Here is an 18,196-nt window from a genome sequence, read left to right on the forward strand (position 1 = left end):
AATTCTCTTGATAAATTCAAGAAAGTGTGATAACATAGTACGGTATGTGGTGCTAGCACATCCGCTATATTAGATCTAATAGGAGGAAAACATAATGGCTAAAGTATGTTACTTTACAGGTCGTAAGACTGTATCAGGAAACAACCGTTCACACGCGATGAACCAAACAAAACGTGCCGTAAAACCAAACCTTCAAAAAGTTACTGTTCTTATCGATGGTAAACCTAAAAAAGTTTGGGCTTCAGCTCGTGCTTTGAAATCAGGTAAAGTTGAACGCGTTTAATAAAAATGAAAAGACCTAACTGGTCTTTTTCTTTTGCTCTATAGATAAAACCATTTGAAAAATAGAGTAAATATCTGCCGATACAGCATTCTGCTTTTACACTTGGGATGAAATATGATAAAATAAAGTATCAACTAGTTGAGGTAAAAAAAATGACTGTAAAAATTAATACAAAAGATGGTCAAATCGAACTGACAGATGAAGTGATTGCAACCGTTGTAGGTGGTGCAGCAACTGAGATTTTTGGTGTGGTCGGTATGGCTAGCAAAAATACCCTCAAAGATAATTTCCAAGCCCTTCTTGGTAAGGAAAATTATGCAAAAGGTGTTGTCGTGAAGGCAGCCGAGGATGGCAGCATTGCAGTTGATGTTTATACCGTGTTGAGCTACGGAACAAAGATTAGTGAAGTCTCAAAAAACATCCAAGGGAGCGTTCGTTTTAGCTTGGAAAACCAACTAGGAATTACTGCTCAGACTGTGAATGTCTACATTCAAAATATCAAAGTTGTAGGAGAATAATCGTGTCAAAAATTACTACCAGCTTATTTCAAGAGATGGTGCAGGCTGCATCAACTCGTTTGAATAAGCAAGCAGAATATGTCAATTCATTAAACGTCTTTCCAGTTCCAGATGGAGATACTGGGACAAACATGGGGATGACCATCGAAAATGGTGCCAAAGAAGTAGCAGATAAGCCGGCTTCTACAGTTGGAGAAGTGGCGAGCATTCTTGCTAAGGGGCTCTTGATGGGTGCGCGTGGAAACTCAGGAGTTATCACGTCTCAACTTTTTCGTGGCTTCTCTCAAGCGATCAAAGATAAAGACGAGTTAACAGGTCAAGACTTGGCTCTTGCTTTCCAATCTGGTGTCGAGGTAGCCTACAAGGCTGTTATGAAACCAGTCGAAGGAACTATTTTGACAGTTTCTCGTGGTGCTGCCATTGGTGCCAAGAAAAAAGCGGAACAGACAGATGATGCTGTTGAGGTCATGCGTGCAGCCTTGGAAGGAGCTAAAACAGCTCTTGCCAAAACACCAGACATGCTTCCAGTTTTGAAAGAAGTTGGTGTTGTGGACTCAGGTGGTCAAGGTTTGGTCTTCATCTACGAAGGTTTCCTATCAGCTCTTACTGGTGAATACAGTGCGTCTGAGGACTTTGTAGCAACTCCAGCTAATATGGGTGAAATGATCAATGCTGAACACCACAAGTCAGTAGCTGGACATGTGGCAACTGAGGATATTACCTTCGGTTACTGTACAGAGATCATGGTAGCTCTCAAACAAGGTCCAACTTATTCTAAGGACTTTGACTACGATGAATTCCGTAACTACTTGAATGACCTAGGGGATTCTCTTCTTGTCGTCAACGATGATGAAATCGTCAAAGTCCACGTCCATACAGAAGATCCAGGTCTTGTTATGCAAGAAGGCCTTAAATATGGTAGCTTGGTCAAGGTTAAAGTAGATAATATGCGCAACCAACACGAAGCTCAAGTAGAAAAAGAAGCTCAAATCAGCAAGCCAGCTGAAGAGAAGGAATACGCCCTTATCGCAGTAGTAGCAGGTCAAGGCTTGGCAGATATCTTCCGTGCCCAAGGTGTGGACTATGTCATCGAAGGTGGACAAACCATGAACCCTTCGACAGAAGACTTTATCAAGGCTGTTGAGCAAGTCAATGCTCGCAACATCATCTTCTTGCCAAACAACAAAAATATCTTCATGGCGGCCCAATCTGCTGCAGAGGTATTGGATCAACCAGCTGTTGTGGTAGAAGCTCGTACCCTTCCTCAAGGATTGACTAGTCTTCTTGCCTTTGATCCAAGCAAGTCTATCGAAGAAAACAAAGAACGTATGACTGCAGCTCTTGGTGAAGTGGTCAGCGGTAGTGTAACAACAGCCGTTCGTGACACGACTATCGATGGTTTGGAAATTCACGAAAATGACAATCTTGGTATGGTAGATGGGAAAATCCTCGTGTCAAACCCGGACATGCATCAAACTTTGACTGAAACATTGAAACATATGCTAGACGAAGATAGTGAAATTGTGACTTTCTATGTCGGTGAAGATGGAAGTGAAGAATTGGCCAACCAAATTGCCCAAGAAATCGCAGAAGAATTTGAAGATGTTGAAGTAGAGATTCACCAAGGTCAACAACCTGTATATCCATATCTTTTCAGTGTGGAATGAAAATTTAATAGATTAAAAGAAAGTTGATTCTTCAACTTTCTTTTTTTATGACATTTGTCATATTTCCTAGTGACAGAAGCATCTAGCTCCGCCAACTTCAAAAGTCTATAATTGAAGTATGAAATGGAGGAAGAAGAAATGAAAAATAAAATGATTGTCGCAGTGAGTTTAGTAGCAGCAGGAGTTATGACCTATCTCATGTTTTCAGGATTGGATGAGGGTTTCTACCATTTTCCTTGGGAGCTCTTTGCTGGCTTTGGAATGATGTCTTGGCTTGTCAGAGAAGGTTTGAAATTGGTCAGAGATGTGAAAAAGGAGTTTGAGGAATGAAAAAAGCAATCATCTATTTCTTTATCGGCCTGTCACTCTTGGTATGGTTAGTGGAAATGTTTACTGGTTGGTTTGACCAAACCTTGCTTCGCCAATTTATTCGTGGTGCTTGGGGTTTTGGATTTATGATTTTCGTCGTTTTCCCTATGGGAATGAAGTGGTTGAAAGGAGAATCTCATGACTGTGATTAAAGTTGAGAAATTGAGTAAGAAAATAAAAGGCAAGGAGATCTTGCGTGATATCTCTTTTGAAATCAATGACGGAGAATGTGTCGCCTTGATTGGTCCTAATGGAGCAGGAAAGACAACTTTAATTGATTGCCTCTTGGGCGACAAGTTCGTGAGCTCAGGTCAGATAGCTATTCAAGGCTTTGCACCAACAGATCCTCGATTAAAGCAGCTTATTTCTATCTTACCTCAAGAAAATACGGTGGTTCAAGACTTGAAAGTGAAAGAACTCTTATCCTTCTTTCAATCAATCTATCCAAACAGTCTCTCCAATCAAGAAATTGATGACTTGCTGAGATTTTCGGACAAACAGAAAAATCAGCTAGCGGGCAAGTTGTCTGGTGGGCAAAAACGTTTGTTCTCTTTCGTGTTGGCACTAATAGGTCGTCCGAAAATTCTATTTTTAGATGAGCCGACTGCTGCAATGGATACCTCGACACGTCAGCATTTTTGGGAGATTGTCGATCAGTTAAAGAAAAATGGTGTGACCATTGTTTATTCTTCCCACTATATCGAAGAGGTAGAACATACGGCCGACCGCATCTTGGTGCTCCACAAGGGAGAATTGATTCGTGACACGACGCCTTATGCCATGCGTGGTGAAGAACAAGAAAAACACTTTACGGTGCCTCTAACCTATCAGGATTTTGTCAGTACCCTGACTATGGTTCAAGAGATTGAAATCAAGCAAAATGTTCTTTCCTTCACAACCAAAGAAGCCAGCCAGGTATGGAAAGTCTTGCAAGAACAGGGCTGCACGATCGAAGAAATTGAAGTTCGCAATCGAACTCTCTTAGATAGTATCTTTGAAACGACTCAAGACTAAAGGAGATTGACGATGAAAAATATGACAAGTCTCATGAAAGTGGAAATCATTCTGATGAAACGGCAAGCAGTCTACTACTTGCTTTCCATCGGACTTCCAAGTGTGTTTTACCTTATTTTCTCTGGTATGATGTCAGGATCAGACATTCCAGAAATCGCTCTCCAAGCCTATCTTTTTGCCATGACGCTCTTTAGTATCATGTCAAGCGCCTTTTTCAGCATTCCTAGCACACTCGAATCCGACAAGACGAATAACTGGCAAAAATTGATTCAACATTCTCCAGTATCTATGGTAGAATATTATGTATCAAAACTGTTTAGTACTCTACTAACTTTCCTTCTATCAATTATAGTTGTCTTTTCAGTTGGTCATTTTGTCCGTGGAGTGACTCTGCCTTGGCTTGACTGGTTGGTAATCGGAGTTATGTTGCTGGTCGGAAGCGTGGTCTTTATCAGCATGGGTGTCTTGGTGAGCTTGCTTCCCAGTGCTCAACTGATGACGGTGATTGGAAATATTGCCTATATTGCTTTGGCTGTCCTAGGTGGACTATGGTTTCCCTTGAGTTCCTTCCCAGAATGGCTCCAATCCATTGGAAAACTGACCCCAACCTATCAACTGATGCAGGTCGTCTCTACTTATTTGGAACACCACGAGTTTAACGTTCTTGCTTCCTTGGTTGTACTAGGCTATACGGTTTTCTTTGGTGTATTGGTAATCCAACTGAAAAAACGGATCGAGGTAAAATAAATCTATGTTGGAAAAATTAAAAAACACTCATTATATGTTTCATATTTCAACAGTGTTTATCATCTTTCCTATAGCGGGTGTCATCAGTGGAGAGTACCCGCCTTTGACCTTGTTCTGGACATTATTATTTGTCCTAGCCTTCTATTCGATTTTATTAAGTCAAAACCGCACCGTGCAGTGGCTGGCTTGGTGGCTCATGATTGCCTACATTTTTTATACATCGGTTTGGCTGAATTCGGGTTTCACATGGTTTATCTTTTACTTATCTAACCTCCTCATTTATGAGCTGGATGAGATTTCTCTTCACTCTTGGCGTTTTGTCAGTTTTATTGTCTTACAACCGCTGATTTTGACAGGGATTTATATGGTTGATCAAGTTAGTCCTTGGCAACTGCTCTTTTTCTTGGTGACTTTTGTCTTTTCTGATGCCTTGACTTTTGGTCTCTATCGAATTCGGATAGCAGAAGAGCTAAAAGAAGAAAAGATGAAACAAAATGCCAAGCTCAATCTTTTCTTGGCTGAAAACGAACGCAGTCGTATCGGTCAGGATCTTCATGACAGTCTAGGCCATACCTTTGCCATGTTGAGTGTGAAGACGGATCTTGCCCTCCAGCTTCTTCAAATGCAGGCCTATCCTCAAGTGGAAAAAGAGTTAAAAGAAATTCATCAGATTAGTAAAGAATCCATGAATGAAGTTCGTACCATCATTGAAAATCTTAAAACCAGAACACTTGCCTCCGAATTTGTGACTGTTAAAAAAATGCTGGAAATTGCAGGAATTGAAACGGAAATCAATCACCAACTAGATACTGCTAGCCTAACTCAGGAATTAGAATCAACGGCCTCCATGATTTTACTTGAGTTAGTGACCAACATCATCAAACATGCCAAAGCATCGAAAGCTTACTTGAAATTAGAACGAACTGAGAAAGAACTCATTCTAACAGTGAGAGATGATGGATGTGGCTTTGCTTCTTTAAAAGGAGATGAGCTCCATACCGTCCGCGATCGTGTCCTTCCATTTTCAGGAGAAGTAAAGGTAATCAGTCAGAAGCAGCCTACTGAAGTGCAGGTTCGACTACCTTATAAGGAGAGAAACTAAGATGAAACTACTTGTTGCAGAAGATCAAAGTATGTTGCGAGATGCTATGTGCCAGTTACTTACCTTTCAACCAGATGTAGAGTCTGTCCTACAAGCCAAGGATGGCCAAGAAGCAATCCAACTCTTAGAAAAGGAGTCCGTAGATATTGCCATCCTTGACGTAGAAATGCCTGTTAAGACAGGTCTCGAAGTCTTGGAGTGGATACGAGTAGAAAAGCCAGAAACAAAGGTGGTTGTGGTGACGACCTTCAAGCGCCCCGGATATTTTGAACGTGCGATCAAGGCTAGAGTGGATGCTTATGTCTTAAAAGAAAGAAGCATCGCAGATCTCATGCAAACCTTGCACACTGTTCTCGAAGGACGTAAGGAATATTCGCCTGAATTGATGGAAGTGGTGATGACGCATCCTAACCCGTTAACAGAACAAGAAATCGCAGTTTTAAAGGGAATCGCTCAGGGCTTGTCTAACCAAGAAATCGCAGACCAACTCTATCTATCAAATGGAACCGTCCGAAACTATGTCACCAATATTCTTTCGAAACTAGATGCTGGTAATCGAACAGAGGCAGCCAACATTGCAAAAGAATCTGGTTGGCTTTGATAAGAAGGGTTAAAAAATTCCGAAATGACAACTTGAATCAAAGGAAAACCATACTAGAAAGGAGGAGGCAAATTGCCTCCTTTTCTGGTTTAGAAAAGCGGTGAAAGCTAGTGTCAAAGAGTTAAAAGATCAGAATAAAAACAAAGTAAGTGGTAAGAGTTTTTAGAAAATCAAATAATTCAATATTTTTAGGAGAACAGAGAAATCTGTTCTCTTTTTTGTTCGCTTAAAAATCTATTGGAAAGGAGTTCAACGATGCTAGGATTAGAGATTGTAATGAATTTAGACACACTAGAAATCTTTGACGTTATCGATCATGATAAGACTGGGAATAGCGAACAAGCGCCTAAAACCATCCAATTAAGTTTATTTGACTCAATGACGTGCATTTGACAGAAGGAGATATATTAGGATGGACAGAGAAGCGCTATACAATGAATTAATTCAAAGCGAACCATTAGGTTTCATTGATCCATTCTCAGATCTTGGGGAGTTTGATCCTCTTCAGCTGAAATTTAAACAACCCGTAAAGGACTTAGTGAATCGATATTCAGGACAACCTTATAGCTTGGCCTGGCAACATAAAATTATGGAAATGCGGAAGTTGTTTATTGCCTATCATATAGCATTAAATGAAGAAGATAAGCAGATAAACTTTCAGCGAAGAACAAGAAGCGAAGAGTCCAAAGAACATGCTGATGCTATTGTAACAACATATTTGAAGCTGGGATTTAGTTTTAAAGAGATTGAGAAGCGTGTTTCTTTATCTTACAAGCAACTTCGCCGAGGATGGAGAAGAAGTGATCACATAATGACAAATAGTCCTGAATTTTATAGCAAAGGGGACTTATCTGAAGGTAACTGTTTACCGAGTAGAAAGCTACCTAAAAGTATGAGAATCAATGAGGAGTAATTATCGTGAAAGAAGCAGTATTAAAGGAAGGTATTTGTAAAAAATGCGGATGCACGTGGGAAACACCCTGCATTGATGAAAAATGGGGTAGTTGTTGGTGGATGGATCGAGATGAGACTATTTGTAGCCACTGTTTTTTGGGGGTTAATGATGAAAGAAATTAAAAATCATATGAAATTTCTAGATCTGTTCGCAGGTATCGGCGGCTTCCGTCTTGGAATGGAGTCAGCTGGGCATGAATGTATAGGATTTTGCGAAATAGACAAATTTGCAAGAGCTAGCTACAAAGCTATACACGATACGAAAGGAGAAATAGAACTACATGACATCACAGCAGTATCAGATGAGTCTATTCGAAGAATCGGATGTGTGGACATTATCTGTGGAGGATTTCCGTGCCAGGCTTTCAGCATTGCAGGAAACAGACGAGGTTTTGAAGATACACGAGGAACTTTGTTTTTTGAGATTGCACGGTTCGCATCTATTCTCAGACCTAAATATCTATTGCTTGAGAACGTCAAAGGACTCCTCAACCATGACGGAGGAGCTACATTTGAAACCATCCTCGGAGCCTTGGATGAATTGGGGTACAATGTGGAATGGCAAATCCTTAACAGCAAGGATTTTGGAGTACCCCAAAACAGAGAACGGGTGTTCGTTATCGGACATCTTAGAGGAGAATGTACCAGAAGAGTTTTTCCTCTCTCAAAAAGTTGCCAGCAAGCTAATTCAATCAAAAAGCAGTACAGCAATACCATTACAACCAGATATGGCAACTCACAAGGAGCAGGGGCGTACATTGTTGAAAGTAAATCGCAGAAAGTGAGGTCTATCGGAAACATCCATCCTTCAGGAAATGGGATGAATGGAGAGGTTTATGAATCAGCTGGATTGGCTCCCACGCTCACAACCAACAAGGGAGAGGGGCAAAAGATAGCCATACCTGTTTTAACACCTGATTGTACGGATAAACGACAAAATGGGCGCAGGTGTAAGTCTAACGAAGAACCTGTGTTTACTTTGACTACGCAAGATAAGCATGGAATTCTAATCGCAGGGAAATTGCCTGGAAATCATGACCAAAACTCAAGAGTATATGATACAAATGGACTAGCTCCCACTCTATCCACAATGCAAGGTGGTGGGCAAGAACCTAAAATAATCCAACGTGGTCATGGTTATAACCAAGGTGGAGAACATGACATTGCTCCTACTTTAACTAGGAATAGCTATCAGGAAAATAATTATTTATCAGATGGATTTAGGATCAGAAAGTTGACACCTCGTGAGTGTTGGAGATTACAAGGATTTCCAGATTGGGCTTTTGATAAGGCGCAAGAAGTGAATAGCAACAGTCAATTATACAAGCAAGCAGGAAATAGCGTGACAGTCAATGTCATTGCTGCTATCGCAAAGGAATTGGAATGGGATGGTTGAATGTTGAATAAATGAGGATGAACACAGGAGGAAAGAAATATGAAAAATGCAGACTGGGAAAAAAATATACAAAGACCACTTACTAGCTTTGATTTTAAAAGCGTGGAAAGCGCTTTTGGGATGCCGATGCGTTACGCAAACAATTCATCGCATTTGGTAGCTTGCTTGGAGAAAAGTAAGCTGATGTTAGATGACATTTTTCAAGAGAAAATAAATTTTCTCTTAAACGGTCTGTTTTACGCAGACGGAGAGGTGAAAAAGAGCTTGTTTATCGAAGAAAATATGAGCGTTTTCTTCGAGTTGAAAAAGTGTGTTTATGATGCACACATTAAGAGCTTAAATAAAATTTAAGTGTTAAAATAAAAAATCTCAGAAGAGGGTAGGAGGGAATTATATGATTTTGTTGTCTATTGTATTGTTTATTATAGGAGTGTGCATTTCGTTCAGTGGAGTATTTATCATAGCTAAAAATACAGACATCAGACTTAACTGGAGTGGTGAGAAAGATTTCTTTCCACATCTAACTACTTGGGAATGGGTGTTAAGTCTCTTTTTAATTATTGTAGGAGGGGGAATGATATACCTATCGTCTGCTGAGTTGATGCCGTATCTTATAAATTCATTTGAGCTAAAATAGGAGGTATATTATGACTGCATTGTATTATTATCTATTCATAAACAAGGGTATCTTGAAATCCATAAGGGAAAACATTCTTTATTCTAAAAGTTTGCGGAAAGTGCTGGCCAATATAGTTCTTTGCTTTATCTCGCTTATTGCTATCCCTTTTTCTTATTCTTTCCTTCTAATATATATCAACAACTGGATTTCAATGTCGTTAATAAGTTCTGGAGTGATTGAGAATAAAGCAATATTGCTTATATTAGGGTGCGTTTCACTTATTACTATTATTGAAATGGCAGGTATGCTTATTATTTCATTGTTGGGAATTCTGGCTTTATCTTTTTGGATAATGGCAAGGTACTCTTATGAACTATTTGGCAAAGAATTACAGAATAAGAAAGAAAAAAGGATTGCAAATTTACCAGACAGTAAAAAAGAATCCGTAAATTTTTTAAAGTATAGTTTAATAATCTTGTTAGCAATGATACTGGTAGTTGCTCTGCTATATATTTTCAATGCTGAACTACTTTTGAGATTACTAGATTTTATATTTGAAATTTTCCAAAAAATTCTTGATTTATTTTCTGAGGTGACTGATTTTCTATTTAGAGTATGGCCATCTCCACTATCACTGTTTAAATAGATTAGCATTTTTGGAAATTTATTTTATAAGTGTACTTGACTTCAAACTATAACTAGTGAAGGGATATGAGAGTCCTAAAAACCATGAAAAAGATTGATTTATTAAAATGCTTATCCATCATCACAAAAGACGGATTAAGAACTCAAAAATTTAAGAATAGCCATCTACAGCTCATCTCTTCAGCTGAAGAAGGAAGACGAGGGTCTGTATTTGCTTATCGTTCAAAAGCAAATATGGTGAAGGCACGTGGTGTTGTTTTAACCTCTGTCGAATCATTGCTTGAGAACCAGGATCAGTTTACACACTGGACACCTAATGTGTATTGCTATGGAAGCTATAGTGATGCTGGTCGACGGATTACACGTGGCCACTCTGAAGATAATCTAAGACAGATTAACACATTCTACATTGATTTTGATATTACCTCTGCAGCTGAAGAAATGACGACAGGAGATATTTTAACCGCTTCTCTGGAGCTAGGTTTTATGCCAACGTTGATTCTAAAATCTGATAAAGGATTTCAAGCCTATTTTGTCCTCTCAGAATCGGCTTATGTTACAGCTCATTCCCAATTTCGAGTGGTAAAGGTGGCCAAAGCAATCTCTCAAAATTTGAGAAATTACTTTGCTCAAACCTTACCAGTAGATATAACCTGTAACCATTTTGGAATTGCTCGGATTCCTCGAACTGATAATGTCGAATTCTTTGAACCTGACTATACCTATTCATTCCAGGAGTGGTTAGATTGGTCAATGAAGCAATCAAAACTTCCTTTCCCAAGTAAAAAGCCCAATTTGACAGTTATTTCAGGCTCTGAAGGGGTGAAACAGATTGATGAGCCCTGGTATCAATTGCTGATGAGAGAGGGGAATATCAAAGGTGGAAAAGCCTTGATGGGAAGAAACAACGTTCTTTTCACGCTAGCTTTAGCCAACTTCTCTTCAGGAATCGATCAGGAAGAGTGTGAGGAGGTTCTTTCTAGTTTTAATGCGAATCTAGACGAGCCACTCTCTTCAGCTGAATATCATAAGATTATCACAAGCGCCTACTCAGGAAAATATGAAGCTGCTAGTCGTGATTATGTGATGACTTTATGTAAAGCATGGGTCAATCAGGAACTCAAGGCTTCAGATCTCTTTGTGAAGCAACGTTGGTACAAATTTAAGAAGAAACGTGCTGACAGGAAGAATAGTCATCTCTATGAATGGAAAACAGACGTAATGGCCTATTTAGAAGGTTTCTATCAATCCGAGGATCCATTTATCCAGACGACGAAAAAAGAGATACGAGAGAAGTTGAACATTCCTGAGCGCTCATTAGACAAAGTATTGAAGGTTCTCAAAACAGAACAAAAGATCTTCTTCACAGTCAAACATGGCCGTGGAGGAGGCATCAGATTAGCCTCTATCAAAGCAATCTTGCTTTCCCTTATCCAGGTGAAGAAAGAGCGCCAGGAGGCTTATATGGCCAATATTGCTGCTTTCTTTGAAGAAAGTATAGAGTTCACTCAGAGAGTGATAGAAAGGGTTAAAGATGGCTTTAAACAAACACAACAACTATCTCTATTTGAGCTTGATATTGGATAATTTTAAAAACCCGCAGACTGCCTTACATTTATATCTACGATTACTGCTAAGATATAAATGTATATAAAATAATCTATGGAGGAATGATATGATTTTGATTTTAGCTGGACTATTTAGTCTTATATTTGTCGGAGGATCTTTATTAGTTTTCTCACTTATAGGGATTCGTCAACGAGTTCGTTTAGAAAACGGATATGATTTTGAATTAGAGACAGATCTATTGGCAATGGTTGGCGAAGATAGAAAGTGAGAAGAAGAATGAAGTATGTAATTTTCAGTTTTGAATTAGGTGACTATATTTGTAATGGGGAGAATAAAGTTTTAGTTTTTGATACCTTGGGACTAGCTTTTCAGTATCTTCAAAAGCATTACCGTAAACCACTTCCTGAACAAAGAAAAAAGAGACTGATTCACTATCCTGATGTGTATCAAGCTCCGTTTAGGCTTCTAAAAGTTTGTTAGGAAGGAGACAGGTTGATGTCAGAGTTATTCAAAATTATCCGTGGATACTACCTAACAGGGGTTGGTCAGGAAGCATTGGCTTATTATTTTAAACTTTCATCGGATAACTTAAAATTTGATTCTGTTTCTGCAGGGGATGTGGCTTTAACTTTTTATCAAAACGAGGAGAGTATTTCTAGCATTCCAGCGATCATTAGAGTAGATAGTGTTATCTCGAATGATAAAATGATTTCAGATTACCTGCAGGAAGAGTTGAGAGATCATTATCCAATGTTGCCAATTGTCCGTGTATTGGATTCCGAGGAATTTGATCCTTTACTCTTTCAAGAAGTGATGACAACGTTCACTAACTTGAAATTAGAAATAAAAGAATTGGCCAAGATTGATTATGTTCAAGGTTCCATATTTGATTTTATGGATGAGGAGGAGATAGGATGAAAGAGCTTTTTACGCATGTTAAGTTAGTTCTAGGGGTTATTCTTGTCATTTTATTTGTGAGTCTTGCAGTTCTGGGAGGATATGGGGTGTATAAAGATCATTTTATCTTAGATTATGATCCTCACCTCACTCAGAAGGAATACCAGGATACTGTACTCGATCAAAATGTAAATCTAGTATTTTATAAAAAAGATTGTCCTTACTGTCAGGTTGGGAAAAGTGTAGTTGTAGATGCAGCCAATAAAGGTTCCTATCCTACATTTTACATTGACACTCAGACAGAAGAAGGTCAAAAGTTGGTAGAAAAATATCAGGTTGAAAAAGCTGCAACTATCATCAAGATTCGTAAGGGAAAAATAAAGAAATATCTATATGCTTCAAGAGATTCAGAAGAAAAGATTGTAGCAGATGAGAAAAGTATTCAGGAGGCCATAAATGACTAAAAGGGTAAAGCTAAGTAAATGGGCCGAGACAGCTTTTCACAGATTGAAGTATGTCTAAGGAGGTAGTATGTATCAATTTTTAAATGCTATTGCGCATGGCGTGGTTGGAACTGTCTTGATTGCGATCTGGTTCGTACCGCTCTTCAGGATAACTATATGTGATAACTTTGGAAATGAAATCAAAACGAAAAGGCTGCCATTAGCCTTCTTAATGTTACTAAAGAGTGTTTGGCCGAAAAGTAAGGTTTCATTTATTTGGAAAGGATATAAGAAGCATGAGAAGAACTAAATCATCTAGTCTGAAGCAGAAAAGAGCTAACAAACATTTGAGAGGTATAAAAAATTATACATTATCGAATGAACCAAAAAAATTCGATTGTGTGTCAGCTTCTGATATGTTGTTTGCAACTAATCAGAAGTATCAAGTTTTTGCAATTTTAGGAGGCATATCTTTTTATATTTTGCTAGCTTTAGTGCCAATCAATCTCTTTTTGGGCTTTATTGCATATGTAGCAGTAAATTTAGTTCATATGAATTCAAATTTTTTTCAATTAGTTGGAGTGAAAGACGTTTCTTTTATGACAGTCTTTGAATCTTTTTATTTGGGAAATTTCGAGTTTATGAGAGATATATTTGTAACTATTTGTGTAGCTATTATAGTTTTTTCCTTATCTTTGTATGGAATGTGGTGTACTGAAAAAAAGACGGATATAACCTCTTTAACAAATCAGTATTATGGAAAAATTAGGAAGGAGAAATAAAATGTCTACTTTAATTGAAATATCCAAGCGCTGGATTGAAAAGATAAAATCTAGCCCAATTTTGAAGCCATTTATTAAGACTAAAGTTTGGTTTCAAGAGAATATTATTAAGAGAAAACTAGTCATTTTCTCAATGTTATTTTTGACCTGGTTAAGCCTTTTGATGGGAGCGATTTTCTCACCACAAAGACAAACATATACCTCAGAACAACTCAAAACAAAGCAGATTTTTGCGAATGGCAGTGGTGAGATGAAACTTGTTAGCCAGGAATATTCACCAGATACTGGAATTATCGTTTTACAATTTGAGACGAAAGATGCTACGACTTCGATAGATCGGGGCATCGATGCCAAACGATTGAAATGGAAACTCTATGCGCAGCATAAAGACTCAAAAATAGAGATGGATGTTGTACCAATCATTGATAATAAAGTATCAGTTATTATTAAAGGTGTTCCGAAAAATTTTGGAGCATTTGCGATCGATGTGACGAATCAGACAGTCTCTTCTAGTTCAATTGATGTGAATATTTCATCGCCATCCAGTGATTCCAAAAAGGTTTCTCAGAAGAAATCTGGAGAAGAGGACACTGTACAATTCTTTGTAACTCCTCAAAATCCTCAGCTTGAAATCAAAGCTATTGAAGTTGTCTCCAGAGAAGAATTTACTCTTCAGGAAATCGAAAAAGAGATCAATTTCCAGAACGAACAGTCTCAAAAATTGACAACATCAATTTCTCAATTGAAGGAATCTATTGAAGATGATAATTCACGAAAAGCGAGTCTTCAAGCAGAAGCAAAATATCTAACAGGTGATGATCTCGAAGCCAATCAAAAGAATATTGCTACGCTGGATACAAACATCGAAACGAAGAACAGAACCATTGAAACGGCCTATAAAAACATTGAAAAGTTGAAGGCTAAATTGGAGTCCTTGGACAAGAAAAAACAGGCAGTCAAAGATGGTACATTTGAATTTTCAAACCCTATTGAAACTGTAGAAATGAATTAAAGGAAGGTAAAATAAAATGAAAAATTTAATTAAAATGGTAAAAGAAACTGATAAATTGGGATATAAATTATCTGCAATTTGTGGAGTGAATTGGCTTATTAGACAAGCCTTTAAATGGCAATATTTATTTTTTTTAATGGTTGCAGGCGCTGTTCTGATTAAAAAAATTTCAGCAACACTTGAAATTAGTCCAAATTATTTAGGACTTTTGATGGTTATTTTTATCTTAGTCGTTCCTTTTTCAAAATTGCGTTTTGGTGTTGAGAGATTTATTTTTTCATTTTTTGAAAGTGTTGTGTTAGGCTTGATTTTTTCAATCGCAGTGGATTTTCCATTTCAAGAAAATGAATCATTGTTCTGGCTTTTAGCCACAATCTTTAGTGTTGGTATTTATTATTTCATGAAGTGGTTTCAAGCAAAACTTTTTCAGCGTTATTTATTCAAAAATATCTTAAATAAGGACTATCTTGGAATCCGAAAATTAAAAGATAAGTTACCTCCTAAAACCAATCTTTTTACAGATGCTGATGAAGGTGATGCAAACCAACGAATGATTACGATTAACCAGCGAGCAGTGAAAAAGGATTATCAAGATATTGTAGAATTAAGTTTTTTGAATAGAGAAAAATGGACAGGTATTTCCTATCATAGAAAATCATGGAATGGTTCTGAAGCTCCTCTTGAAAGAAAATTTGTAGATATTGAAGAATGGTATCATCCAGTATTTAGTGTCTTCCCATTTGGAAAAAAACATGATTTTTATTTCAGGCTGATTCAATTTGATGTAAGTAAAAAGAGTGCATTTTCTATGAAAGGCGAGTTTGTGTTTACCAATAAATAGCAATCAAAAATCTCCTTAATTTTTGAATTAAGGGGATTTATTTTTTATGATTGTCCCTTTAAAAAATAATTTGAGATTTTCGATTACAATAGGATCAATTAAATAAAAAGGAGAAGTAATCATGGCTAAAAATGATTTAACAAAAATTGATAATCAACTGGAAGAAGCAAAGAAAAGAGTTGCCCTTTTGGAACAGGAACGTAAAGAAGCAGAAGAGAATCTTCAAAAACAAATTGGTAAAATCTATGTTCAAATTCAATTGAAGAAAAATAAAAATCAGTCGTATGAATCAATTCTTGAAGAGTTAAAAATGGAATTAAACCTCATCAAAGAAGATGAAAAAGAACAACGTTTAGCAGCTAAGAAAAATCGTGAAGAAGGAACCTTTCCAGCTGAAGATCAGTCTTAATTTTTGAGTTTTGAACTTCTAAACGAAGTCAAAAACGGTGTAGGTAAAAGTATGTAAAGAAGAAATACAGTGTAAGTATAACACCTATAAAGTGTGTAAAGGTAAGTATAGCATGTGTGTGTAAGTAGGTGAAACCGAGAAAATTGATATCATTGGAAACGTTGATACTATCAACATATCACGGCACGTGATATCAGTTTCCCTTATGCTCTTTTCTACCACAACACACCTAAAAAGGACCTTAGTCCCTCTGTGTGTGTTAGTGTGTTGAAAAACCGCAAAAATAGAACCGTGACGGTTCGTGATGTTGCGAGGTTGAAGTTTTCTTTTTTGCTTCTTTTTGCTTTTGCTTCGACAAAAGAAAAAAGAAGTCCTGCTTTTGGGACAATAAATAATAAGATGGAGGATACAGATGAACCTTCTCATTAGAGGATTAACACAGGAAGAGGTTAGCTATCTAAAAGCTCTTGCAAAAAAAAATAAAGCCAAATCATTAAATGATTTTCTGCTCTCAATCTGTCGTGAAAAAATTGAGTACGGAAAATTTAATCGTGCTCAAGATTTGTATGTGGCTCATTTAGAAAATATGAAATTAGCTTCTGACCATGTTCTGGAACAAATGAAAAAACAGACAAGGATACTCTCAGAATTTGAAGAAAAAATGGATTGTTATGGCGATCATATTTCACGTTGGTTAGAGTATGAGGGGGAGGTGGAAAGTGATGACTAAAAATTTTTTAATTAGAAATGTTCCTGATGATATGTTTGAACAACTTCAGGCTATTTCAAAAAAATATAACTATCCAAGTTTTAATGAATTTATGTTGTCGCAAGTTCAAAATATCGTAATGAATGACGGACTGAATTTGTACAATAATCAATTTGCAGAAACATTATCTGATATCAAAGAACAACAAAGGCAGATTTTAGAATTGATGTTGAAGAATGAAATTTCTCTTTCAGCTTTAAATGTTAAACAAGATATTGTAAATGAACTAATCACAAGTTGGTTACATTTTATGGATGATGTATCAGCACTTGAAGCGGAACGACGGTCAGGTGGTGTTTGAAAATGAAGAAGAATAAATCTCTGTTCATCATTCTCATTTTTCTTGCAATTTTTATCGTACAACCTAACAATTTTAATGCTATCAAATCTGGCTTGACACAAAATGATATTCCGAATCAATTGAACATAGCCGATTCAGCTGAAGAAAAAAATCCCAACTCAAATTTGAATTCTACTCTAAAAAATGATGATTTGAAATCGAAGGAGTATGATGGAAAAAATCAAGTGATTGTTGTCAATGAAAAATCACAATTTACAAAAAGCGAATTGAGTTTAGAAAATGGCAGCTGGGAAAAATATTCTGATCTAGATTTTTTAAATCGTGTAGGAATTGCTGAAGCGATGTTGGGAAAAGAATTGATGCCAACTGAAGATAGAGAATCTATTTCGTCTATCACACCAACAGGATGGAAAAATAAAAAAATAATTTTCAACGGGAAAGAAGATTATTTATATAATCGTTCTCACTTAATCGGTTTTCAATTAAGTGGAGAGAATGCGAATGCTAAAAATTTATTTACAGGTACACGTGCTTTAAATGCAAATTTTGAAGATGAACAATCATCAATGGTTTACTATGAAAATAAAATTGCTAACTACATAAAAAATACGAACCACCATGTCCGCTATCGAGTAACTCCTATATTTAGAAATGTGGAATTGGTTGCTAGAGGAGTTCGTATGGAAGCGCAGAGTATTGAAGATGATGAGATCTCATTTGATGTATATATCTTTAATATTCAACCAGGATACAAAATCAATTATTTGACAGGATCATCTCAGAAAAATTGAGGAGGGAAAAATGAATCCAAGACTTAGCTTATATTTTAGCGAAGAAACACATGAAAAATTTAAGGAAATAAAATCCTACTTGAAAGAATCGTCTGCTTTGCAGAAACAGTATCGAAATAATTCAGCAACGCTAGTCACTTTGATTGAAGTTTTTTATAAACTTTTTATTGAATTAGGAGAAGGAAAAAATTTCTATGAGCGACTGACTCAGCTGGAAAAAAATTTGGGGGATGCCTTTGATTCTGGAAATGACAACAAGGCAATTCATCGTCAACTTGATCAAATTCTCTATTTAACACTAACCAACTTTCATGCTATTACGAAAGATGATTTTGATGTTCAAGATTTGGAATCTATTCATTCACGACTGGATCCTACACAGCATGAATTAATGGCAAGAATTAATGATGTCATTCAAGAAGATGTTGCACGTGGTCAAACAATTAAACATTCTCATTAATTGAAAG

Annotated in this window: 28 protein-coding genes; all 28 read left to right on the top strand. The window is 37.0% G+C overall.

What is annotated here, in order from left to right; all coding sequences use genetic code 11:
* The first annotated feature begins 94 nt into the window (after positions 1-94).
* The 28 genes from rpmB (at position 95) to ACVBD2_RS01720 (ending at position 18,189) form a co-directional block, all read left to right on the top strand.
* The gene (gene rpmB / locus ACVBD2_RS01585) at positions 95-283 is read left to right on the top strand and encodes a 50S ribosomal protein L28 (protein ID WP_001140948.1); all 189 of its coding nucleotides are present in this window, start codon (positions 95-97) and stop codon (positions 281-283) included.
* Between the two features lie 152 nt (positions 284-435).
* Positions 436-801, top strand: coding sequence for an Asp23/Gls24 family envelope stress response protein (locus ACVBD2_RS01590; protein WP_038804162.1), 366 nt, complete (start codon positions 436-438; stop codon positions 799-801).
* A 2-nt stretch (positions 802-803) separates the two neighbouring features.
* Positions 804-2,468, top strand: coding sequence for a DAK2 domain-containing protein (locus tag ACVBD2_RS01595; RefSeq protein ID WP_461685925.1), 1,665 nt, complete (start codon positions 804-806; stop codon positions 2,466-2,468).
* A 123-nt stretch (positions 2,469-2,591) separates the two neighbouring features.
* Complete coding sequence (locus ACVBD2_RS01600; RefSeq protein ID WP_000390701.1) at positions 2,592-2,798, top strand: hypothetical protein; 207 nt, start codon at positions 2,592-2,594, stop codon at positions 2,796-2,798.
* Positions 2,795-2,989, top strand: a complete 195-nt coding sequence (locus ACVBD2_RS01605; RefSeq protein WP_000709165.1) for a hypothetical protein — start codon at positions 2,795-2,797, stop codon at positions 2,987-2,989. Before ACVBD2_RS01600 ends, ACVBD2_RS01605 begins: the two co-directional genes overlap by 4 nt.
* Complete coding sequence (locus ACVBD2_RS01610; RefSeq protein ID WP_461685926.1) at positions 2,976-3,851, top strand: ABC transporter ATP-binding protein; 876 nt, start codon at positions 2,976-2,978, stop codon at positions 3,849-3,851. Before ACVBD2_RS01605 ends, ACVBD2_RS01610 begins: the two co-directional genes overlap by 14 nt.
* A gap of 12 nt (positions 3,852-3,863) precedes the next feature.
* A complete protein-coding gene (locus ACVBD2_RS01615; protein WP_461685927.1) occupies positions 3,864-4,598 on the top strand; it encodes an ABC transporter permease in 735 nt (244 codons plus the stop codon).
* Between the two features lie 4 nt (positions 4,599-4,602).
* On the top strand, positions 4,603-5,700 hold the full coding sequence (locus ACVBD2_RS01620) for a sensor histidine kinase (protein WP_461685928.1): 1,098 nt from the start codon (positions 4,603-4,605) through the stop codon (positions 5,698-5,700).
* Position 5,701: 1 nt separating this feature from the next.
* On the top strand, positions 5,702-6,301 hold the full coding sequence (locus ACVBD2_RS01625; RefSeq protein ID WP_461685929.1) for a response regulator: 600 nt from the start codon (positions 5,702-5,704) through the stop codon (positions 6,299-6,301).
* A 412-nt stretch (positions 6,302-6,713) separates the two neighbouring features.
* Positions 6,714-7,214, top strand: a complete 501-nt coding sequence (locus ACVBD2_RS01630; protein WP_461685930.1) for a modification methylase Sau96I — start codon at positions 6,714-6,716, stop codon at positions 7,212-7,214.
* A gap of 5 nt (positions 7,215-7,219) precedes the next feature.
* Entirely contained in the window at positions 7,220-7,378 is a 159-nt protein-coding gene (locus ACVBD2_RS01635) for a hypothetical protein (RefSeq protein WP_461685931.1), read from the top strand.
* Between the two features lie 7 nt (positions 7,379-7,385).
* The gene (locus ACVBD2_RS01640; RefSeq protein ID WP_461686289.1) at positions 7,386-8,651 is read left to right on the top strand and encodes a DNA cytosine methyltransferase; all 1,266 of its coding nucleotides are present in this window, start codon (positions 7,386-7,388) and stop codon (positions 8,649-8,651) included.
* Between the two features lie 39 nt (positions 8,652-8,690).
* On the top strand, positions 8,691-9,002 hold the full coding sequence (locus ACVBD2_RS01645) for a hypothetical protein (RefSeq protein ID WP_461685932.1): 312 nt from the start codon (positions 8,691-8,693) through the stop codon (positions 9,000-9,002).
* A 296-nt stretch (positions 9,003-9,298) separates the two neighbouring features.
* Positions 9,299-9,916 (top strand): hypothetical protein, encoded by a 618-nt coding sequence (locus ACVBD2_RS01650; protein WP_461685933.1) that lies wholly within the window; start codon positions 9,299-9,301, stop codon positions 9,914-9,916.
* 83 nt (positions 9,917-9,999) lie between these two features.
* Entirely contained in the window at positions 10,000-11,502 is a 1,503-nt protein-coding gene (locus tag ACVBD2_RS01655) for a primase C-terminal domain-containing protein (protein WP_461685934.1), read from the top strand.
* A gap of 88 nt (positions 11,503-11,590) precedes the next feature.
* Positions 11,591-11,752, top strand: a complete 162-nt coding sequence (locus tag ACVBD2_RS01660; protein WP_461685935.1) for a hypothetical protein — start codon at positions 11,591-11,593, stop codon at positions 11,750-11,752.
* A gap of 8 nt (positions 11,753-11,760) precedes the next feature.
* A complete protein-coding gene (locus tag ACVBD2_RS01665) occupies positions 11,761-11,964 on the top strand; it encodes a hypothetical protein (RefSeq protein ID WP_000878299.1) in 204 nt (67 codons plus the stop codon).
* A gap of 15 nt (positions 11,965-11,979) precedes the next feature.
* Complete coding sequence (locus ACVBD2_RS01670; RefSeq protein ID WP_461685936.1) at positions 11,980-12,402, top strand: hypothetical protein; 423 nt, start codon at positions 11,980-11,982, stop codon at positions 12,400-12,402.
* Positions 12,399-12,845: a thioredoxin domain-containing protein gene (locus tag ACVBD2_RS01675; RefSeq protein WP_461685937.1), complete on the top strand. Its 447-nt coding sequence runs from the start codon at positions 12,399-12,401 to the stop codon at positions 12,843-12,845. The genes ACVBD2_RS01670 and ACVBD2_RS01675 overlap by 4 nt, the downstream gene beginning before the upstream one ends.
* Positions 12,846-12,912: 67 nt before the next feature.
* Positions 12,913-13,134 (top strand): hypothetical protein, encoded by a 222-nt coding sequence (locus ACVBD2_RS01680; protein WP_049494004.1) that lies wholly within the window; start codon positions 12,913-12,915, stop codon positions 13,132-13,134.
* Positions 13,121-13,606, top strand: a complete 486-nt coding sequence (locus tag ACVBD2_RS01685) for a hypothetical protein (protein ID WP_461685938.1) — start codon at positions 13,121-13,123, stop codon at positions 13,604-13,606. Before ACVBD2_RS01680 ends, ACVBD2_RS01685 begins: the two co-directional genes overlap by 14 nt.
* 1 nt (position 13,607) lies before the next feature.
* Positions 13,608-14,618 (top strand): hypothetical protein, encoded by a 1,011-nt coding sequence (locus ACVBD2_RS01690; protein ID WP_125849326.1) that lies wholly within the window; start codon positions 13,608-13,610, stop codon positions 14,616-14,618.
* A 16-nt stretch (positions 14,619-14,634) separates the two neighbouring features.
* Complete coding sequence (locus ACVBD2_RS01695; protein WP_461685939.1) at positions 14,635-15,459, top strand: hypothetical protein; 825 nt, start codon at positions 14,635-14,637, stop codon at positions 15,457-15,459.
* Between the two features lie 121 nt (positions 15,460-15,580).
* Positions 15,581-15,868 (top strand): hypothetical protein, encoded by a 288-nt coding sequence (locus ACVBD2_RS01700; protein WP_461685940.1) that lies wholly within the window; start codon positions 15,581-15,583, stop codon positions 15,866-15,868.
* 412 nt (positions 15,869-16,280) lie between these two features.
* Positions 16,281-16,598 (top strand): hypothetical protein, encoded by a 318-nt coding sequence (locus tag ACVBD2_RS01705; RefSeq protein ID WP_044021400.1) that lies wholly within the window; start codon positions 16,281-16,283, stop codon positions 16,596-16,598.
* The gene (locus ACVBD2_RS01710) at positions 16,591-16,938 is read left to right on the top strand and encodes a hypothetical protein (RefSeq protein ID WP_461685941.1); all 348 of its coding nucleotides are present in this window, start codon (positions 16,591-16,593) and stop codon (positions 16,936-16,938) included. The genes ACVBD2_RS01705 and ACVBD2_RS01710 overlap by 8 nt, the downstream gene beginning before the upstream one ends.
* 2 nt (positions 16,939-16,940) lie before the next feature.
* A complete protein-coding gene (locus ACVBD2_RS01715; RefSeq protein ID WP_084910549.1) occupies positions 16,941-17,729 on the top strand; it encodes a DNA/RNA non-specific endonuclease in 789 nt (262 codons plus the stop codon).
* Positions 17,730-17,739: 10 nt separating this feature from the next.
* Positions 17,740-18,189, top strand: coding sequence for a hypothetical protein (locus ACVBD2_RS01720; RefSeq protein WP_001069605.1), 450 nt, complete (start codon positions 17,740-17,742; stop codon positions 18,187-18,189).
* The last annotated feature ends 7 nt before the right edge of the window (positions 18,190-18,196 follow it).

Source organism: Streptococcus sp. KHUD_018, from assembly GCF_054861215.1.